The sequence below is a fragment of the Sorangium sp. So ce363 genome (assembly GCF_051520435.1).
GTDB lineage: Bacteria > Myxococcota_A > Polyangia > Polyangiales > Polyangiaceae > Sorangium > Sorangium cellulosum_B.
The window spans coordinates 12,840,002-12,858,671 of sequence record NZ_CP150333.1; the positions used below are offsets into that span (position 1 = coordinate 12,840,002).

The window sequence follows — 18,670 nt, forward strand, 5'->3', positions numbered from 1 at the left end:
GATGGGTGGAAATGAGCTTTTCAAGCTGATCGGGACCGCCGTTTGGGCTGGGTGCAGCGCGAGCGCGGGAGCGCTGCACGATCGATTGACAGCGCCTGGACCGCCAGCAAGATTCCTCTCGGACAGATGAACATCGGGAGCGGTCGAGAACGCGTGATGGCGTCGCGCGCGCCGGCCGAGTGTCTGGTGGTCTGAGGGGAGGTCAAATCATGAGAACGCTCACGGTGGCCCGGCTGGTCATCTCCGCGCTCTTGCCGGCGGCCTGCGCGCAACCGACCGAGAACGGTTCGCGCGAGGAGAGCGGGGAGGAGCGGTCAGCGATCGTCGGCGCCGACGCCCGGGCGGACAACACGCACACGGCGGTGGTGTCCCTCGACGGAGGCTGCAGCGGCACCATCGTTCGCCGGAGCGCCGATGGCGACAAGGTCTACGTGCTCACCGCCGCGCACTGCTGCTTGCCGTCCCCTCCCAAGAAGGTTCTGGTCGGCCCCGACTTCTTGGAACCGTCGACGATGCTTGATGTCGATGTTGATTCGGCCAGGCTTCACCCATGTTACAACGTGTTCAACAACGACTATGATGTCTGTGTCGTGACTGCCAGAGGCGCGGGCGATCTCAATGTCACGCCGATCCCGGTTGCGTCGGCGCCGGACGATGTCACGGTCGGAAGCGCCGTGACCGTCGTGGGGTACGGCGGCACCCCGGCGCAGAACTCCATTCGCCGGAGGGTCGAAGCGCGCGTCAGCGAGGTCGAGCCGCTCACGATCGTGGTCGATCAAGCGAACGCACAAGGCGGCGTGTGCTACGGCGACAGCGGCGGTCCAGCGCTGATCCTGCAGAATGGCGTCGAGGTCGTCGCGGGCGTGAGCTCATTCGTCGCCAGATCCGATTTTTGCGACGCCTCGGGTGCGCTCGCGCGCGTGGCCTTTGCTGGCGTCCTCAACGAGTTCCTGGAGAAGGTGCTCGCTGGCGAGAAATCCACGCTCGAGAGCCGCATGATCATGCGCGGCGGCGTTACCCCCGGCCAGGTCCGCGATACGTACATCGCGAGCGACCAGCCCGATCAGCGCTTCGGCGAGCGGGTCGATCTCCTCGTGGGCACGCCGCGTGGTACCGATGCGACTCGCCGCGCCCTGCTCCGCTTCGAGATCTCCTCGGTCTTTCCCCGGCGGGCGATGCTCCTCATGGCTCGCGTCGGGCTGCGGGTCGCGAGCACGAGCGGGCCGGGAGCGATCTCCGTGCACCGCGTGGTGAGGGACTGGGACGAGGGCGAGTCCTGGACTTCCTTCGCAAAGGGTGGGTTTGATCCCACCCCGATCGCGGTCACCGGCAACGCGAAGACCATTGTAAAGGATGGTAACGTCCTCTCGTTCGACGTGACTGGGCTCGTCCTGGATTGGCTTCGCGGCAAGACGGAGAATTACGGCATCCTGCTCCGCTCGGACGACCGCGAGCAGATCCAGCTCTTCGCCAGCGATCTCCCATCGGGTCGGAGACGGCCGTGGATGGACCTCTGCTACCTGCCTGAGCCGCCTTAACGCCGCGTCGTCCGCGCTCGTCCAAGGCCCCACCGCCCACGGCAGGCGCCCAGAGAGGGAGTTCTCCGCGCGCGGGGTGGGGGATGGGCCGATGTCTGACTGGTGGATCAGTCAAGTGAGCGGTAGGCGCCCGGAGAGGGGGTTCTCCGCGCGGGGTGGGGGATGGGCCGATGTTTGAGCCTGAGCCATCTCTCCTCCGGCGGAGCCGGAGGAGAGATGGCTCAGGCGAGTTCGGCGGGGCCCCCACCCCGCGCGGAGAACCCCCTCTCTGGGCGCCGGGCGACCCGGCAAGACCTCACGCCCACCGGGACAACGCTCGCCTTACCGTAGCCGCCCGGATCCTGTCACCCCATCACGCCAGCCTTCCGAGCTCCCGGAACCGCCCGCGCAGGTCGTTGTAGAGCCCCCGGTACACCGCGTGGATCTCCCGGTACCGCGCCGAGCGCGCCGCGTCCGGCGTGACCCGGGACACGACATGGACGAACGCGTCCGCGGCCTCCTCGACCGACGAGAACAGCCCCGCGCCCGCCGCGCCGAGCAGCGCCGCGCCGTAGGCCGGGCCCTCGGTCGACGTCGTGATCGCTACCGGCGCCTCGAAGACATCGGCCATCAGCTGGCGCCAGAACGGGCTCCGCGCCCCGCCGCCGGTCAGGCGGATCTCGTCGATCGAGACCGCCGACGCGCCGTTCGTCTGGCCCACGCCGCGCATCAGATCCAGCGAGTCCGCGAGCCCGAACGTGATGCCCTCCAGCACCGCGCGCGAGAGATCGGCCTTCGTCGTGCGGGCGCTCAGCCCCACGAACGCGCCGCGCGCCGCCGCGTCGTTGTGCGGCGTGCGCTCGCCCATCAGGTACGGCAGGAAGACGACGCCGCCCGCGCCCGGGCGCGCCGTCGACGCCGTGTCCGAGATGATCTCGTACGGATCGACCTTGCGGAGCTCGGCCGCCATGCGCTCCCCGTCGCCGAGGACGTCGCGGTACCAGCGCAGCGCGCCGCCGGCGGCGAGCATCACCCCCATCAGGTAGAAGCGGCCCGGGACCGCGTGACAGAAGCTGTGGAGCCGCATCTCGGGCTCCACGATCCACGAGTCGGTGTGCGCCAGGATCACGCCGCTCGTGCCGACCGACGCCATCGCCCGGCCGGGGCGCACGATGCCGAGCCCCACCGCGCCCGCCGCGTTGTCCGCGGCGCCCCGCACGACGGGGATGCCCGCCGGCAGCCCCGTCGCGGCGGCGACCTCGGCCTTCAGCTGGCCGAGCGGCGCGTTCGAGGGCGCCGACCGCGGGAACACCGCGCGCGGGACGCCGACCGCCGAGAGGAGCTCGGCGCTGAAGGAGCGATCCCCGGGCGAGAACGCCAGCGTGCCGCTCGCGTCGCTGTCGTCCGTCCCGAGCTCGCCCGTCAGCTTCAAGCCCACGAAATCCTTCGGCATGAGCACCGCGCGGACGCGGGCGAACGCCTCGGGCTCGTTCGCCCGCAGCCAGAGCAGCTTCGGCAGCGTGAACCCCTCGAGCGCGCGGTTGCCGACCAGGCGCGCGAGCCCCGCGTCGCCGACCTTCGGGTTCGCGCGGATGGCCTCACACTCGGCCGTGGTGCGCGTGTCGCACCACAGGATCGCGGGCCGGATGACCGCCTGCGCCTCGTCCAGCAAGACCGCCGAGTGCATCTGCCCCGTCAGCCCGATCGCGCGCACGTCGTCGCGGCGCGGGCCGAGGGAGCGGGCGAGCTCGCCGAGGGCGCTCAGCGCCGCCGCGGCGAAGTCCTCGGGATCCTGCTCGGCCCACCCGGCGTGCGGCGTGGAGAGCGGGTATTCGCGGTGCGCCGACGCGACCGCCGCGCCGCGCTCCGTTTCGACTGCGATGGCCTTGAGGCCGCTGGTCCCGACGTCGATTCCGATCACGATGGCCATGGAAAGCGTCCTTTTTGCAGTTTCGTCTACTTCGGTGATCTTCGTAACGACTCTTAACTAATTGAGAAAATCGTAAGCTTTGTAAGCGTGAAGGCCGCGCGGCTAGAACACGACCTGGAGCTTCATGGGCGCGGTGCCCTTCTTCATCATCTCGAGGCCGCGCGGGAGCTCCTCGACCGGCATCGCCTCGGAGAGGAGCTTCCTCACGTCGATCGCGCCGCGCTCCATCAGCTTGAATGCCCGGTCGTACGTCCGCCTGATCGCGAAGCTGCCGATGATCTCGAGATCGCGCCGGTAGATCTCGAACGGCGAGACCTCGACCTTGTCCTGCGGCCCACACACGCCGAACACGAGGTACCGGCCGCCGTTCTTGACGTACTGGACCGAGTCGCCGAGCACCCGGGCGATGCCCGTCGCGTCGATCACGACGTCGAAGCCGTAGGGCGCGATCTTCTTGAGCTTCGCCTGGAGCGCGTTGTCGGCGAGCACCACCTCGGTGGCGCCGTGCTGGCGGGCGAGGTCGAGCTTCGACTCGACGACGTCGACCACGGTGACCGCGGCGGCGCCGTTCGCGAGGCTCGCCTGGAGGTGGAGCTGGCCGATCGGGCCGGCGCCGAGGACAAGGACCTCCGAGCCGATCTCGATGCGCGCGCGATCCTGCCCGAAGACGACGCACGCGAGCGGCTCGCAGAAGGCGGCCTCGCTGAACGAGACGCGCTCGAAGCGATAACAGTTCTTCGCGGGGACCCGGACGAGCTCGGCGAAGCCGCCGTCGCGCGTCACGCCCACCGCGTTCCACTTCAGGCAGTGGTTCTGCCGGTTGATCATGCAGAAGTGGCACTCTTCGCAGGTCACCGTCGGGTCGACCATCACCCGATCGCCGGGCCGGAGGCCCTCGACCTCGTCGCCCACCGCCGCCACCTCGCCGGCGAGCTCGTGCCCGGGGATCAGCGGGAAGGTCGGGAAGAAATCGCCCTCCCAGATGTGCACGTCGGTCCCGCAGATGCCGCACGCCTTCGCGCGGACGAGGACGTCGCGCGGGCCGATCTGCGGCGGGGCGACGTCATGGCGAACGGCGATCTTCTTCACGGCTTCGAGCACGGCAGCCTTCATGCGAGACCCTCCTTGGGAAGGTCGCATAGGCGGGCCAGCGCCGCGCGTCGAGGGTCGAGGGCCGCCGGCTGCGCCCGCGCCGCCTCGCGCAGCGCCGGGGACCGCCCAACGCGGCGTCGCACGACGTCGCGCAGGGCGGCCTGACGCGGGATGTCAGGACTTCGTGGCCGGCTTGGACGGGGAGATCGTGCGCCAGAGGAACGCGTAGACGTCCATCAGATCGCGCGGGGCGAGGCCGCGCTCGCGCAGGCGCCGCTCGAGCTCGCGCGCCAGCGATTGCATCCGGGCATACCCCTCGGCGCTCGGCGCGCGATCGTAGGCGAGATTGAAGCCGAGCACGGCGGCCTGCTTCTCGAAAAAGGAGGGCTTCACGAAGACGTGCTCGCCCGGGTAGACGAGCGCGCCGAGGATCGTGACGAGCGGCCACGTGACGACCTTGGCCGCGGCGAGCACGCCGGCCAGCCGGTCGAAGCGCGCGGCGTAGTCGCCCGCGCCATAGAGGAGATCCACGACCGCCTCGGCGTAGGCGCGGTGGTGCTCGGCCGGCATCTTGTTGAAGGGGATGAGATCGCCGAGGGGGTGCAGGAGGCCGGTCGCGGCCTTGTGGACCTTGGTGATCCGCTCCATGAAATCGTTCAGGTTGCCCGCTGCGAGCAGCGCCTCGAGCTCGCCCTTGGCGAGGAGCGCGCGCGCGGTCTCGATGGCGCCCTGCTTGAAGGCCTTGCTCTTCTTCTTCGCCCCGCTCGCCGGGCCCTCGGCCCCCTCGCCCCCGGCGGCGCCTCGTTCCTCGGCGATGAACTGCGGACCCCCGAACCCACCCTCGAACTGCGACTCGAAGCTCGCGACCTGCTCGTCGAAGCTCGTGACCGGCGGCGCGACGACGCGGGCGCGCTGCTTCTTGGCGGCGGCCGACGGCCGGTCACGGAGACCGCGGATCCTGGCCTCGAGCGCGCTCGCCTCGTCGTCGCCGAGCTGCACCGGCTCGAGCTTCGACCAGAAAGCCTTGGCGATGGAGTGATTGAGGCCATCCTCGAAATCGTAGAAGCGCTTTTCGTCGCGCTCCTCGACGAGGTATCCGAGTCCCCATTGGGGACACCCCGGGTGCTTGACGATGATCGGGGCCGAGGGTTCCGTTGAACGAGAGGTCGCCATAGGCGGCGCAGCCTACTCGATCTTGGGACGACCGCACCCGCCCCGGAGCCCCTTCTGGACCCGTGTTCAGGTGCGCCGCGCCGGCCCATGCGGGCAGGCCGGCGCTTCGGGTCTCAGTTGACGTCGCGCGTCGCCGAGGCGAGCGCGAGCTGCTGGAGCGCGAGCGCCTCGGTCACGCGGCGCACCCGCGCGACGACGTCGAGGGTCTCCAGCACCGTCTGCCGCTCCCGCGCGTCGAGGATGAGGTGGTGGGCGCAGAGATCCGCGACGAGCGACGTGGCCGCGTCGCGCGGCAGCCGGAACTCGAAATTGCTGTCCCGATCCCGGACGAGCGCCGCGAACGAGGCCGCGGTGGAGATGAGCGCGGCGTGATCCTGGGCCGAGACCTCCCCGGGCTCGTCCTCGAGGACCGTCGCCGCGGCCGTGCGGTACGGCGGCACGAACGGGCGCTCCGCCAGGCGGACCCGGGCGCGGCCCCGCAGCATGATGTTGTAGCGGCCCCCGGGCAGCTCGGCGTGATCGATGATCTCGCCGGCGCCGGCCACCTGCGCGATGGCCGGGTGGCCGTGCGCGTCGATCGCGCGGGGGTCCGTGATGAGGACGACGGAGAGGATGCGGTGCGTCCCGAGGGCGTCGCGCACGAGCGCCCGGTAGCGCGGTTCGAAGATGTGGAGCGGCAGCAGGGCGCCGGGGAAGAGCACCGTCTGCGGCAGCGGGAACAGCGGCAGCTCGGGCAATGCCGCACTGAGGTTGCCCGGGCGCGGAGGCGTCGTGTCCACGGGCCGCAGGGTAGCACGCGGGGGGTCGGGTGTGGCGGCGCCACGTACATGCACATCGGGCTCGGCGGTCCGCCGTCCCCTTCGCGCTTTCCGCGGAGGCGAGCGCGGCGCGCCGTCAGCCGAACATCTCGATGGCCGAGCCGGTGACGGCGTCGGGGGCGTCGAGCGCGGCGTATACGAGGAGCCGCGCCACCTCGTCGGCGCTCATCTGCGGGGGGAACCCGCTCCCGACGAGCATGTCGGTGTCGACCGAGCCGGGGAGCACGGCGACGGACTGGAGCCCTGTCCCGCGCAGCTCCTCGGCCAGGCTCTTCGAGAGGCCGATGAGGCCCCACTTGGACGCGGCGTACGAGGCGTTGCCGGGGCACGCGAGGGTCGAGGAGATGCTGCCGACGTGGACGAGGCGGCCGCGCCCCTGCTTCAGCATGGCCGGGAGGAACGCGCGCGAGATGAGGAAGGGGCCGCGGAGGTTGACCGCGATCACCTCGTCCCAGGCGGCGGGCGCGGTCTCGTGGACCTTCGCGCCGCGGCTCACGATGCCGGCGTTGTTCACGACGACGCGGGGCGCGCCGAGCCACGCCACCACCTCGGCGGAGGCGCGCGCCACCTGCTCCTCGGAGGCGACGTCGCAGGGGACCGGGAGCGCGGCGACGTCGAGGCGGCGGACCTCGTCGGTGACCTCGTCGAGGCGCGGGCTCGGCGGGCCGAGCAGCGCGATGGAGAGGCCGCGGCGCGCGAGCGCGAGCGCCGTCGCCCGGCCGATCCCGCGGCTCGGCCCGGTGACGACCGCGACGTCGGTCACGCCCTCCCCCCGGAGAGCGCGGCGAGGGCGAGATCGCGCTCGGGGCCTGGCTCGGCGAGCTCACCGGCGACGGCGAGGGTCTCGATGAGGGCGCCCGCCTTGCGCTCGCCGCGGGCGATGAGGCACGTGTGCGTCAGCGTGAGCTTGCACAGCGCGCCGCGCGCGCCGAGCTCGCGGACCAGGAGCTCGACGAGCTGCCCGCCGATGCGCTCCTGCAGGGTCAGCCGCCGCGCGAGCGCGTCGAGGACGTGCGCGAGCGTGCCGATGCCGGCGACCCGCGCGCCCGGCAGGTAGACGATGGTGCCGGTGCCGTGCCCCGGCAGCAGGTGGTGCGGGCACATCGTGGTCACGGCGAGATCGCGAGCGACGACGAGGCCGCGCTCGAAGGGGCCTGTCTCCATGGCGCCCTCGCGGAGCACCGCGGCCGCGTCGATGGCCTCGCCTTCGATGAGGTCGTCGGCCCACGCGTCGGCGACCCGCTCGCCCGTGCCCGCGAGGTCTCCCTCGACGTCGCGCCCGAGGGCGCGGAGGAACTCCTCGATCGCCCACGCCGCTCTCTTCCGATCGATCACCAGGGGCCTCGTCAGTTGAGCAGCTGCCGGCGCCTCTCGGCGGTGATCGGCTTGCGCCCGGCGTAGCCGGCCTCGAGCCCGTGGTAGTGCTCCACGGCCGGCTCGCCGTAGCGCCAGCAGAGCCAGACGAGGGCGCCGTCGAGGCGCCCGTAGAAGTCGCAGAGGCCGATCCGCTGGTCCTTCACGACGACCCCGAGCTCCTCGATCTCCTGCCACCCGGACTCGTACGCGGCGATCTTCTCCGAGAGCTCGCGCTCGCGGGCCCGCGCCTGCTCGCTGCCGTTGCGCGCCATCTCGATGAGCTGATCCGGCGTCGCGGCCGGGCTCTGCACGGCCTGCACGAGCTCCTGCCAGCAGCGCTCGACGTCGCTCGCCAGGGCGAGCTGCCGGCCGATCATCGACGAGAGCCGCGGGACGAGCGCGTTCGCTTCTTCGATCGTCCAGATGCGGGAGGTGCTCACGGGACCTCACCTGAAGGGCGGCGCGACGACCCGGTCATGCAGGGCCGGTAAGCGGAGGAGAGTGCGGTGTCAAGGGCTTCTACGGAAGGAGCCGCCGCGCGCGCCGCATGCAGCGCGCGCCCGCCGCATGCAGCGCGCGAGCAGCGCGCGCGGCGAGGGCGCGCTCGGTGGGGCGTGGGGTCTGCGTGCGGGCGTGCGGCCGGCGCCGGCGCGTCCTCGCGAACGACAGCCAGCGTGGCCGCGATCACCTGCGTCGCGCCCTTCCTCTCCACTCGGCAATGTGTTGCGCGCGGCGTTCTGCAAGCGATAAGCTCGCGCGGCGATCCTGTCGGATCGCGAGGCCGCCGCATGCGACTCCGGACGATGTCGGGCATCAAGCTGTCGAATTGGCTCCTTGGCGGCTGGAGCGGGCTCGTCCTCCTCTACCTGTATCTGCCGATCCTGCTCCTCGTCGCCTACTCGTTCAACGACTCGCGGATGAGCGTGGTGTGGGAGGGGTTCACCTTCAAATGGTATCGGCAGCTCTTCGATGAGCTCGTCGCCCACCTGGGCGACGAGCGGCGGTCGCCGCTCATCGAGTCGCTGAGCAACAGCGTGATCATCGCCGCGATCACGACGGCGTTCTCGGTCGCCCTCGGCACGGCGGGCGCCTTCCTGCTCTACAGGTACAGGTTCCCCGCGCTCCGGTCGATCACGACGCTGATCTTCATTCCCATGATCATCCCGGAGATCATCATGGGGATCAGCCTGCTCATCTTCTTCAAGACGGTGGAGCTCGATCTCGGCTTCACGACGGTCATCATCTCGCACGTCACCTTCTGTTTCCCGTTCGTGCTGATCGCCGTCCAGGCGCGGCTCGCGGGGCTCGATCCGTCGCTCGAGGAGGCCGCCCTGGACCTCGGGGCGACGCCGCTCAAGGCGTTCTTCCTGATCATGGTGCCTTACCTTCTGCCCGCGATCATCTCCGGTGCGCTGATGTCGTTCACGCTGTCGATGGACGAGCTCATCGTCACCTACTTCACCCGTGGGCCCAAGTCCGAGACCTTGCCGATCAAGGTGTTCGGCATGGCGAAGGTCGGTCTGAACCCGATGCTGAACACGATCTCGACGGTGTTCATCGCAGCGACCGCGATGCTCGTCGTGATCGCCGAGTCGCTGAAGGGCACCGCGAGGCGGCTCCCCGACGAGGGCTGAAGGGGAGCGGCGCGCGGCGCGAACGCGGGGGCCTGCGCCGGCGCAGGCGAGACAAGGAAAAGGCCAATGAAACGCATCTCAGCGCTCTTGATACTGATGTTCGTCCCGCTCCTCTGCCTCCTCGGCTGCGGGAAGAAGGAGAGCCCGGCGCCGCAGCAGGCGGCCGCCTCGGGCAGCGCCCCGGCGCCCGAGCCGAAGCCCGGCGACGAGCTCAACCTCTTCGGGTGGTCCGAGTACGTCCCGCAGGAGGTCCTGGACGGCTTCACGAAGGAGACGGGGATCAAGGTCAACTACGAGACCTTCGCCTCGAACGAGGAGATGCTGTCGAAGCTCCTCGCGGGGAGCACCCGGTACGACCTCATCCAGCCGTCGGAGTACGCGGTCGAGGCGCTCATCCGGCAGAAGAAGCTGCAGCTGCTCGATCCATCGCGCATCCCGAACCTGAAGAACATCGCGCCCGCGTTCAGGAACCAGCCGCACGACCCGGAGCTCAAGTACTCGGTCCCGTGGATGGGCACGGTCGTGGGCATCGTCGTCAACACCCAGAAGGTGAAGGAGCCCGTGAAGGGCTTCAAGGACGTGTTCCAGCCGAAGTACAAGGGGCGCATCGTGGCCCTGAACGACAACCGGGAGATGGTCTCCTGGGTCATGGTGACGATGGGGATGAACCCCAACGACGTCACGCCCGAGAGCCTCGCGAAGATCAAGCCGACCCTGGCGGAGTGGATCAAGCTCGTGAAGGTGTTCGACTCCGACAGCCCGAAGACGGCGCTGCTCAACGGCGACGTCGACATCGGCGTCGTCTGGAGCGGGGAGGCGGCCCTGCTCTACCAGGAGGACAAGGACAAGTTCCAGTTCGTCCTGCCGCTGGAGGGGACACACAAGGCGATCGACAGCCTGGTGATCCCCGACAGCGCACAGAACAAGATCGGCGCGGAGATGTTCATGAACTACATCCTCCGTCCGGAGGTCAGCAAGATCATCTCGGACAAGTTCCCTTACACGAACCCCAACGCGGAGGCGCGCAAGCTGCTCACGCCGGAGCAGCTCGCGAACCCGGCGAGCTACCCGCCGCTCGCGGGGATGGAAACGTTCCACGACATCGGCAAGGTGGCCGCGGACGTGGACAAGCTGGTGACCGACCTCAAGGCGTCGCAGTGAGCGGCGGGGCGTCATGAACACGGCCACCGGGCAGGTCGTCGAGCTCCAGGGCGCCCGGCGGAGGCCGGGCGTCCGCGGGTGGCTGCTGCTCGCCCCGCTCCTGCTCTGGCTCTTCGCCTTCGTCGTGGCGCCCACCGCGATCATGCTCGTCTACAGCTTCTGCGAGCGGGACGAGCTCGGGCAGGTGGTCTTCGAGCTCTCGCTGTCGAGCTACGCCCGGGTCTTCGACCCGACCTACCTCAAGATCCTGCTGAGCTCGATCAAGTACGCCGCCATCACCACGGCGATCTGCCTCGTCGCGGGCTATCCGGTGGCGTACTTCATCGGGCGGGCGAGGGAGGGCGTCCGGAACCGGCTGCTCATGCTGGTGATGGTGCCGTTCTGGACGAGCTTCCTCATCCGGACCTATGCGTGGATGTCGATCCTCAAGTCGGAGGGGCTCCTCAACGGGCTCCTTCTCTACCTGCGGATCATCTCGACCCCCCTCGACATCATGTACACGCCGACGGCGGTGGTCATCGGCCTCGTCTACTCGTATTTGCCGTTCATGATCCTGCCCATTTACGGGAGCGTCGAGAAGCTCGACAACGCCCTGATCGAGGCGGCGTTCGATCTCGGCGCGGGGCCCGTGTCCGCGTTCTCGCACGTCATCGTCCCGCTCACCCGCCCGGGCATCCTCGCGGGCGTCCTGCTCGTGTTCATCCCGGCGCTCGGGATGTTCGCGATCACGGATCTCATGGGGGGATCGCGCGTGCCGATGATCGGCAACGTCATCCAGAACCAGTTCGGTCAGGCGCGCGACTGGCCCTTCGGCGCCGCGCTCGGCATGGCGCTCCTGCTCCTGTTCTCGCTCTTCTTCCTGCTCGGCCTGCGCAAGGAGCCGGAGGCCTGATGCGGCGCCGTCGCGCGGGGTGGCGCAGCGCCGCTCGTCTCCGCCTCTTCCGCCTCTTCCGCCTCCCCCGCGCGCTTTGCCGGCCCTCCGAGGTGAATCGATGGATGTGATGGTCGAGCTCCGCGCGGTCACCAAGCGATTCGGCGCCTTCCACGCCGTGAGCGAGGTCGACCTCCAGATCAGGGCGGGCGAGTTCATCACCCTCCTCGGCCCCTCGGGGTGCGGCAAGACGACGCTGCTCCGGATGATCTCGGGCTTCGAGACGCCGTCGAGCGGCGCCGTCTTGCTGGAGGGCAAGGACGTCACCCACGAGCCGCCGTACCGCCGGGACGTGAACCAGGTGTTCCAGAGCTACGCGCTGTTCCCTCACATGACCGTGCAGGAGAACATCGGCTTCGGGCTGCGGATGAAGAAGGTGCCCCGGGCGGAGATCGACGAGCGGGTCCGGGCCGCGGTCGCGATGGTGTCGCTCGGGGGCATGGAGCAGCGCAAGCCGTCGCAGCTGTCCGGCGGGCAGCGGCAGCGGGTCGCGCTCGCGCGGGCCATCGTGTGCCGCCCCAAGGTCCTGCTGCTCGACGAGCCCCTCTCGGCGCTGGACGCGAAGCTCCGGCACGCCATGCAGGTGGAGCTCAAGGAGCTGCAAAAGAAGCTGGGGATCACCTTCGTGTTCGTGACCCACGACCAGGAAGAGGCGCTCACCATGAGCGACCGCATCGCGGTGATCAACAAGGGCCGGATCGAGCAGCTCGGCGACGCATCGCAGATCTACCACCGCCCCAAGACGACGTTCGTCGCGAGCTTCATCGGCCAGGCCAACATCCTCCGCGCGACCGTCCTCTCGCGGAGCGGCGAGCGGGCGCGGGTCCAGCTCGACGGGGGGCTCGAGCTCCTCGTCAACGCCGAGCACCTGGCGGGCGGGGCCGGGAGCACCCTTGTCTCCATCCGGCCGGAGAAGATCGCGCTCCGCAGGGAGCCGCAGGGCGCGCCGGAGAACCGCTTCGAGGCGCGCGTCGAGGACGAGCTGTTCAAGGGCGCCACCGACCAGCTGCGCCTCCGGACCGACGCCGGCCTCGTGCTCACGGCGGTGGTCGCCAACGAGAGCTCCGGCCAGGCGGCGCTGCACGTCGGAGACCGGGTGTTCTGCCACCTCCACCCCGACGACATCGTGATCGTCCACGAGGGGTGATCCTCGCCGGTCGGCCGTCGCGCCCGTGTGGCGCCGGGGCGTCGTGAACCGCCGTTCTCAGCCGGACGCGGCCGCGTCGAAGTTGGCCTCGAACAAGGCGTACTCTGCAGGGCATGCTGCTTGCCAATCGGCCTCGCATGCCCCGACGGTCGCTTGCGGTCGCTCTTTCTTCATCGGTCCTTCTCTCGCTCTCCGGCGACGCCCTCGCCACGGGGGCGTGGCTGCCCGGCGCCGGACAGGCGTCGGTCGAGCAGCGCGTCGCCGTCGCGGCCGGGCCGGAGCGCACGACGCTCTGGACGAGCCTGCGGTTCCAGGGCGCGAGCGGGCCCGTGGCCCTCGTCGTTCCGGTGCCGCCGCTCGCCGCGCTCGACACGAGCTCGGACGCGTGGTTCGAGGCGCTCGAGGCGGCGACGGCGCCCCGGGTGCTCCCGCCCCAGGGCGTCGACCCGTACTGCCCGGGGGAGGCGGGCGCGCCGAACCCCTTCGAGACGGTCGGGCGGCTCGCCCACGAGGCCACGCTCGAGCCGGTCGAGGTGACGGTGCTCGAGGACGCCGACGCGGTCGCGCGCTGGGCGGCGTCGGCCGGGCTCGCGCTGTCCTCCGAGGCGGCCGCGCAGCTCGGGGGTCTGCAAGGGATGCGGTTCGCGGCGGCCCGCTTCGACGCTCCCGGTGGCGCGGCGGTCACGAGGACGCTGCGCATCGCCATGGGCGGCGGCGAGCCGATCCTGCCGCTGTCGCTGGCCGGGGCGGGCGCAGGCGACGTGCAGGTGACGGCGTGGCTGCTCGGCGACGGCCGGGGCGCGCTCTCGGGCGCGGCGCCGGTGACGCTCCCGCCGGCCTCGCTGCGCTGGGACGCGAGCGCGCAGCGCAGCGATTATGCGGAGCTCCGCGCCGGGGCCCTCGGCCAGGCGGGGCTCCACGGGGCGCTCGTCGAGGGCGCGGGCCACGAGGCGCTGAGCCGCCGCATCTCCCTCGGCAGCGACAGCGTGGACAGCGTGATCGAGGCCTATTTCGCGCGCGCGAGCGCGTACGGCGACATCGGCGATGCGCCGGGCACGTGCGCCGCGGTCGCCGCGGCCGCGCTGGAGTCGAGCCTCAAGGTCGCCGCGAGCTGCCCGCGCGCCGCGCACGGCGTTGTCGACGGCGCGCTGGACTGCGCGGAGTCGCCCCGGAGGGACGAGACCGATCCCGACCTCCTGCGCTGCGGTCCGGCCGCCGACGATCTCGCGGTGGGGCTCTCCGGGCTCGCGCCCTCGTCCGTGTGGCTGACCCGCGTCTCGCTCCGGCTCGCGGCCGGGCAGCCCGGCGCGGACTGGCCGCTGACCTTCGGGGAGGGCTCCGCGATCTCGCCCGTCGTGAGGGCCGGGCGCGTCCTCGTGGACGAGTGTTCCGGCGAGGCCGGCGCTGGCGGCGCGGGCGGCTCGTCGGGCGTGGGCGGGCCCGACGGCCTGGGCGGCGGGCCGGGCAGCGGCGGATCGAGCCCGACCAGCGGCTCGTCGGGCGCCGGGAACCCGCCGCCGGACGATTACTACGACGAGCCGGCCGCCGACGTGGGCTGCGGCTGCTCCGGCACCGCCGATACGGTGGTCGTGGACGACGTCGATCCGCAGGACGTCGAAGACGACGAGTACTACGCGGAGGACGACGGCTGCAGCGGCGATACGAGCGAGCCGGCGCCCGAGGACGAGTACTACGCGGAGGACGACGGCTGCAGCGGGGACACGAGCGAGTCCGAGGACGAGTACTACGCGGAGGACGACGGCTGCAGCGGCGATACGAGTGAGTCCGAGGACGAGTACTACGCGGAGGACGATGGCTGCAGCGGGGACACCGACGACTCTGCTGAGTCGGAGGACTGCTCGATCGCGGGCGAGCGGCAGTCGAGCGCCCGGAAGAAGCGGGGGCCGAAGCTGTCGGTGATGGCGCTCGGGATGTTTGCGCTGATCGCGCCCCTCCGGCGCGCGAGCCGGCCCCGGAGGAGCGGCGGGCGCGGCGGGCGGTAGGCCGCGCGGCGGCGTTCCGGGAGGGGGGCGCACCGGCGGGGCGGTTCCCGTGGCATACTCCCGGGTGAGGTCATGACGTGAACGCGCCCGCCCGCCGGCTCTCCTTCACCTACGCCGAGTACCTCGAGCAGGAGCGGGCGAGCCCGACCAAACACGAGTTCCTCGGGGGCGAGATCTTCGACATGGCCGGCGGCACGCCGGAGCACGCGCGGCTCGCTGCGCGGGTGACCGTGGCGCTCGGCGCGCAGCTCGGCCGGCGCCCCTGCGAGGTGTTCTCGTCCGACCTCCGCGTGCGCGTGCTCGCGACGGGCCTCGTCACCTACCCCGACGTGAGCGTCGTCTGCGGCCAGATCGCGCGCGATCCCGAGGACAAGGACGCGGTGGTCAACCCGCTGGTGCTGGTCGAGGTGCTGTCGGACTCCTCGGAGGCCTACGATCGGGGAGAGAAATTCGCGCATTACCGCCGGATCCCCTCGCTGAGGGAGTACGTCCTGGTCTCCCTGGCGCACCGGAGGATCGAGGTCTTCCGGCGCAACGAGGACGGCACGTGGACGCTCTACGAGGCCGGGCCCGGCGAGCGCGCGCGGCTCGCGTCGATCGACGCCCTGCTCGATGTGGACGAGGTGTACCGGGGCGCGCTCGAGGCCTCCGCGGCGGTCTGAGCGGCCGTCGTTCCACGGAGAGCCGATGCGCGACGTCCGGATGCGGGGTTTTCGCGAGCACGCGGCGGTCGAGCGCGCGCTCGAGGTCCTGGAGCGGCGGATCCAGCGGCTCGGTGACGAGCTGGTCCCGATCGGCGAGGCGGTCGGGCGGGTGGCGGCGGAGCCCGTGCGCGCGCGGATCAGCGTGCCCCACTTCGTCCGCGCGGCGATGGACGGTTATGCGCTGCTCGGCGAGGCGACCGCCGGCGCGGCTGCTCTCGCGCCGGTGGAGCTCGCGCTCGTGGGCGCGTCGTTCCCCGGGCGCCCGCACGCGGGCGCGATCCGCCGGGGCGAGGCGGTGCGGATCACGACCGGGGCGCCGGTGCCGGAGGGGGCGGACGCGGTGCTGGTGGCGGAGCGCGCGGAAGAGGGCGCGGGCCGCGACGGGGCGGCGGTCGTGCGGGCGCGCGAGCCGGTGCCGTCCGGCAAGCACGTCGCGGCGATCGGCGAGGACGTGCTGGAGGGCGCGGAGGTCGTGCCGGCGGGGCGCCGGCTGCGCCCGCAGGACGTCGGCGTGCTCGCCTCGACCGGGGTCGCCGAGGTGCGCGTGGTGCGCAGGCCGTCGGTGCGGATCCTGATCACGGGCGACGAGCTCCTGCCACCGGGGAGCGCGCCGAGCGGGGCGTGCATCGTCGACACGAACAGCCTGGTGCTCTCGGCGCTCGCGCGCCGTGACGGCGCGGAGGACGTGGCCGTCGCGTACGTCCCCGACCGGCGCGAGGCGGTGCGGGCTGCCCTCGAGGCAGCGGGCGGGGACGTGGTGCTGGTCTCCGGCGGGTCGTCGGTCGGCTCGGAGGACCATGCGCCGCTCGTGCTCGCGGAGCTGGGTGAGGTCGTGGTCCACGGCGTCGCGATGCGCCCCGCGAAGCCCGCCGGGTTCGGCTTCTTGCCCGGGGGGCGGGCGGTGTTCCTGCTGCCGGGCAACCCGGTGTCGTGCCTCTGCGCCTACGAGTTCTTCGCCGGCCCGTCGATCCGCGCCCTCGGCGGGCTGCCGCGCGCGTGGCCGCACCGGCGGCGGCGGTGCGTGGTGGCGAGCGAGATCGCCTCCCAGCCCGGGCGCGTCGATTACGTGAGGGTGCGTGTCGAGGGAGATCGGGTGTTTCCGATCGCGACGAGCGGCGCGTCCATCCTGTCGTCGACGACGCGCGCGGACGGCGTGGTCATCGTGCAGGCCGAGGAGGCGGTGATCGGCGAGGGCGCCGAGGTCGAGGTGCTGCTCTACGACGCGTGAGGCGGAGGAGGGGCGCCGCGCTTGGAGCACGCTTCGGGCGCATCCGGTGGCGCCACGGCACGCGTGGTAAGGTGCGCCGCATGCTGATCGCTTCTCGGATCGTCGTCACGTTGATCGGAGTCCTTCACATCTACATTCTCATCCTGGAGATGTTCTTGTGGCGCTCGGAACGAGCGTACAAAGCGTTCGGTACGACCCCCGAGGTCGCCGCGATCACCGCGCCGCTGGCGGCCAACCAGGGGCTCTACAACGGATTCCTCGCCGCGGGCCTGCTCTGGGGCGTCATCCATCCGAACAGGGCCTTTGCGTGGCAAATCCAGACCTTCTTCCTCCTCTGCGTGGCCGTCGCCGGTGTCTACGGCGCCGCGACGGCAAAGCGCTCCATCCTGTTCGTGCAGACCGTCCCGTCGGCCATCGGCCTCGCCTTGGTCCTGCTCGCAAATCAGGCGGGTGGCTGAAGCGAAGCGGCTCGGCCGGTGGCGTCCGCGCGGCGGCGCGCCGCGGGACCCAACCTGGGACGCGGCGCGTCCGTTTCAAATTTCCGCGGTCCCGGACCGTGAAACCGCTTCGCTTCGAAAGGACCGGTCGGCGCTCGAGGCGCACCGAAGGACGAACTCCGCCGATGATGGAAGAATCCATCGATGGTGGCCTTCTCCTCGCGTCGTCCCAAGCCGAATCCTGGATGCCAGGCTCCCAAGTTGCGATAGATTGGGCCTCGGCGCTGAGCTCTTTGCGGGCGAGGTTCGTCCTGCCGACATCGCACGGCTGGCCCACCAATTCGGCCCTTCCGTTCTGCTCGCGCCTCGGCGCGACGAGGTAACGACCATGACCCAGATGAACCGCACACTCCGAGGCACTGCCAGATTCCTACTCCTCCCATTTCTCGCCATCATCGCCGCGTCGGGTTGTGGCGAGTCCTCTTCGCCCGGCGCGACCGGTGAGGTCGACAACACCGGAGGGGCCGGTCCGGGAACCGGAGGCGGCGCCACAGGCAGCACGACCGCGGGGACCGGAGGCGGCGCCACGGGCAGCACGACCGCGGGGACCGGAGGCGGCGCCACGGGCAGCACGACCGCGGGGACCGGAGGCGGCGCCACGGTAGGGACCGGATCGGATAGCAGCGGGGCAGGCACCGGCGGCGCGCCGAACTCAGGTCCGACGTTCCACGTCTTCATGCTCATGGGTCAGTCGAACATGGCTGGCGTCGCGGACAAACAGGCCAGTGACCAGAACTCTGACCAGCGGCTCAAGGTCCTCGGCGGATGCAACCAGCCGGCCGGACAGTGGAACGTGGCCAATCCGCCGCTCAGCGATTGCCCTGGTGAAAAGGGATGGAACCTGTCGACGGCGGTCGACCCAGGCATCTGGTTCGGCAAGACCCTTCTCGGAAAGCTGCGCGAGGGGGACACGATCGGGTTGGTCGCCACGGCCGAGAGCGGTGAATCGATCAACACGTTCATCTCTGGCGGCTCGCATCACCAGATGATCTTGAACAAGATCGCCAAGGCGAAGACGGCTGAGAATGCGCGCTTCGCGGGCATCATCTTCCACCAGGGTGAGTCCGACAGCGGCCAGAGCTCATGGCCCGGCAAGGTCGTTCAGCTCTACAACGAGGTGAAAGAGGCCTGGGGTGTCGACTACGACGTTCCCTTCATCCTTGGAGAGCTCCCCGCGGGCGGGTGTTGCAGCGGTCACAACAGCCTCGTGCACCAAGCGGCCGATATGTTGCCTGATGGATACTGGGTCTCTCAGGATGGGACCAAGGTCATGGATCAGTACCACTTCGATCATGCGTCCGTCGTTCTCATGGGCACGCGTTATGGTGAGAAGATGATCGAAGCCTTGAAGTGGTAACCTGAGGCATCCCCGCATTTTTACCTCGCCGAGGAGAACTGCGGTGACTGCGCCTGCCGTGGTCGGTTGACCCTGAAGCATCCTCTTCTCCCGCCGGAGCGGGCGCGGGCCGTCGCCAGCCT

17 protein-coding genes are annotated in these 18,670 nt (G+C 70.6%); 10 read left to right on the forward strand and 7 right to left on the reverse strand.

All coding sequences use genetic code 11. The features are described 5' to 3' along the window. Positions 1-209: 209 nt before the first annotated feature. Positions 210-1,538, forward strand: coding sequence for a DNRLRE domain-containing protein (locus WMF12_RS48405; protein ID WP_437858314.1), 1,329 nt, complete (start codon positions 210-212; stop codon positions 1,536-1,538). A 352-nt stretch (positions 1,539-1,890) separates the two neighbouring features. Here the strand turns inward: WMF12_RS48405 and xylB are convergent, their stop codons facing one another. From xylB to WMF12_RS48440, 7 genes are all read right to left on the reverse strand, one after another. Continuing rightward, positions 1,891-3,447: a xylulokinase gene (gene xylB, locus WMF12_RS48410; RefSeq protein ID WP_437858326.1), complete on the reverse strand. Its 1,557-nt coding sequence runs from the start codon at positions 3,445-3,447 to the stop codon at positions 1,891-1,893. Between the two features lie 102 nt (positions 3,448-3,549). Further along, positions 3,550-4,560 carry a zinc-dependent alcohol dehydrogenase family protein gene (locus tag WMF12_RS48415; RefSeq protein WP_437858336.1) on the reverse strand — a complete coding sequence of 337 codons (1,011 nt, stop codon included), beginning with the start codon at positions 4,558-4,560 and terminating at the stop codon, positions 3,550-3,552. A 153-nt stretch (positions 4,561-4,713) separates the two neighbouring features. Continuing rightward, positions 4,714-5,712, reverse strand: coding sequence for a hypothetical protein (locus tag WMF12_RS48420; RefSeq protein ID WP_437858342.1), 999 nt, complete (start codon positions 5,710-5,712; stop codon positions 4,714-4,716). Positions 5,713-5,825: 113 nt separating this feature from the next. Next, positions 5,826-6,491: an LON peptidase substrate-binding domain-containing protein gene (locus WMF12_RS48425; RefSeq protein WP_437858350.1), complete on the reverse strand. Its 666-nt coding sequence runs from the start codon at positions 6,489-6,491 to the stop codon at positions 5,826-5,828. A 115-nt stretch (positions 6,492-6,606) separates the two neighbouring features. Further along, positions 6,607-7,293, reverse strand: a complete 687-nt coding sequence (locus WMF12_RS48430) for an SDR family NAD(P)-dependent oxidoreductase (RefSeq protein WP_012241908.1) — start codon at positions 7,291-7,293, stop codon at positions 6,607-6,609. Continuing rightward, entirely contained in the window at positions 7,290-7,865 is a 576-nt protein-coding gene (folE, locus tag WMF12_RS48435; protein ID WP_437743471.1) for a GTP cyclohydrolase I, read from the reverse strand. The genes WMF12_RS48430 and folE overlap by 4 nt, the downstream gene beginning before the upstream one ends. Positions 7,866-7,876: 11 nt before the next feature. Continuing rightward, positions 7,877-8,326, reverse strand: coding sequence for a DUF2203 domain-containing protein (locus tag WMF12_RS48440; RefSeq protein ID WP_437858385.1), 450 nt, complete (start codon positions 8,324-8,326; stop codon positions 7,877-7,879). A 348-nt stretch (positions 8,327-8,674) separates the two neighbouring features. On the opposite strand from WMF12_RS48440, the gene WMF12_RS48445 reads away from it, so the two are divergent. The 9 genes from WMF12_RS48445 (at position 8,675) to WMF12_RS48485 (ending at position 18,548) form a co-directional block, all read left to right on the forward strand. Then, positions 8,675-9,520, forward strand: a complete 846-nt coding sequence (locus tag WMF12_RS48445) for an ABC transporter permease (RefSeq protein ID WP_437858407.1) — start codon at positions 8,675-8,677, stop codon at positions 9,518-9,520. A gap of 66 nt (positions 9,521-9,586) precedes the next feature. Further along, the gene (locus WMF12_RS48450) at positions 9,587-10,681 is read left to right on the forward strand and encodes a polyamine ABC transporter substrate-binding protein (RefSeq protein ID WP_437858427.1); all 1,095 of its coding nucleotides are present in this window, start codon (positions 9,587-9,589) and stop codon (positions 10,679-10,681) included. A gap of 13 nt (positions 10,682-10,694) precedes the next feature. Next, the gene (locus tag WMF12_RS48455; RefSeq protein WP_437297024.1) at positions 10,695-11,573 is read left to right on the forward strand and encodes an ABC transporter permease; all 879 of its coding nucleotides are present in this window, start codon (positions 10,695-10,697) and stop codon (positions 11,571-11,573) included. Between the two features lie 100 nt (positions 11,574-11,673). Beyond that, positions 11,674-12,759 (forward strand): ABC transporter ATP-binding protein, encoded by a 1,086-nt coding sequence (locus WMF12_RS48460; protein ID WP_437743476.1) that lies wholly within the window; start codon positions 11,674-11,676, stop codon positions 12,757-12,759. A 137-nt stretch (positions 12,760-12,896) separates the two neighbouring features. Continuing rightward, the gene (locus tag WMF12_RS48465) at positions 12,897-14,762 is read left to right on the forward strand and encodes a DUF2330 domain-containing protein (RefSeq protein WP_437858474.1); all 1,866 of its coding nucleotides are present in this window, start codon (positions 12,897-12,899) and stop codon (positions 14,760-14,762) included. A gap of 77 nt (positions 14,763-14,839) precedes the next feature. After that, a complete protein-coding gene (locus tag WMF12_RS48470) occupies positions 14,840-15,424 on the forward strand; it encodes a Uma2 family endonuclease (RefSeq protein ID WP_437858485.1) in 585 nt (194 codons plus the stop codon). A gap of 25 nt (positions 15,425-15,449) precedes the next feature. Further along, positions 15,450-16,694, forward strand: a complete 1,245-nt coding sequence (locus WMF12_RS48475; protein WP_437858494.1) for a molybdopterin molybdotransferase MoeA — start codon at positions 15,450-15,452, stop codon at positions 16,692-16,694. Positions 16,695-16,774: 80 nt separating this feature from the next. Next, the gene (locus WMF12_RS48480) at positions 16,775-17,152 is read left to right on the forward strand and encodes a DUF1304 domain-containing protein (RefSeq protein WP_437743480.1); all 378 of its coding nucleotides are present in this window, start codon (positions 16,775-16,777) and stop codon (positions 17,150-17,152) included. Positions 17,153-17,519: 367 nt separating this feature from the next. Beyond that, positions 17,520-18,548 carry a sialate O-acetylesterase gene (locus tag WMF12_RS48485; protein ID WP_437858517.1) on the forward strand — a complete coding sequence of 343 codons (1,029 nt, stop codon included), beginning with the start codon at positions 17,520-17,522 and terminating at the stop codon, positions 18,546-18,548. Positions 18,549-18,670 lie beyond the last annotated feature (122 nt).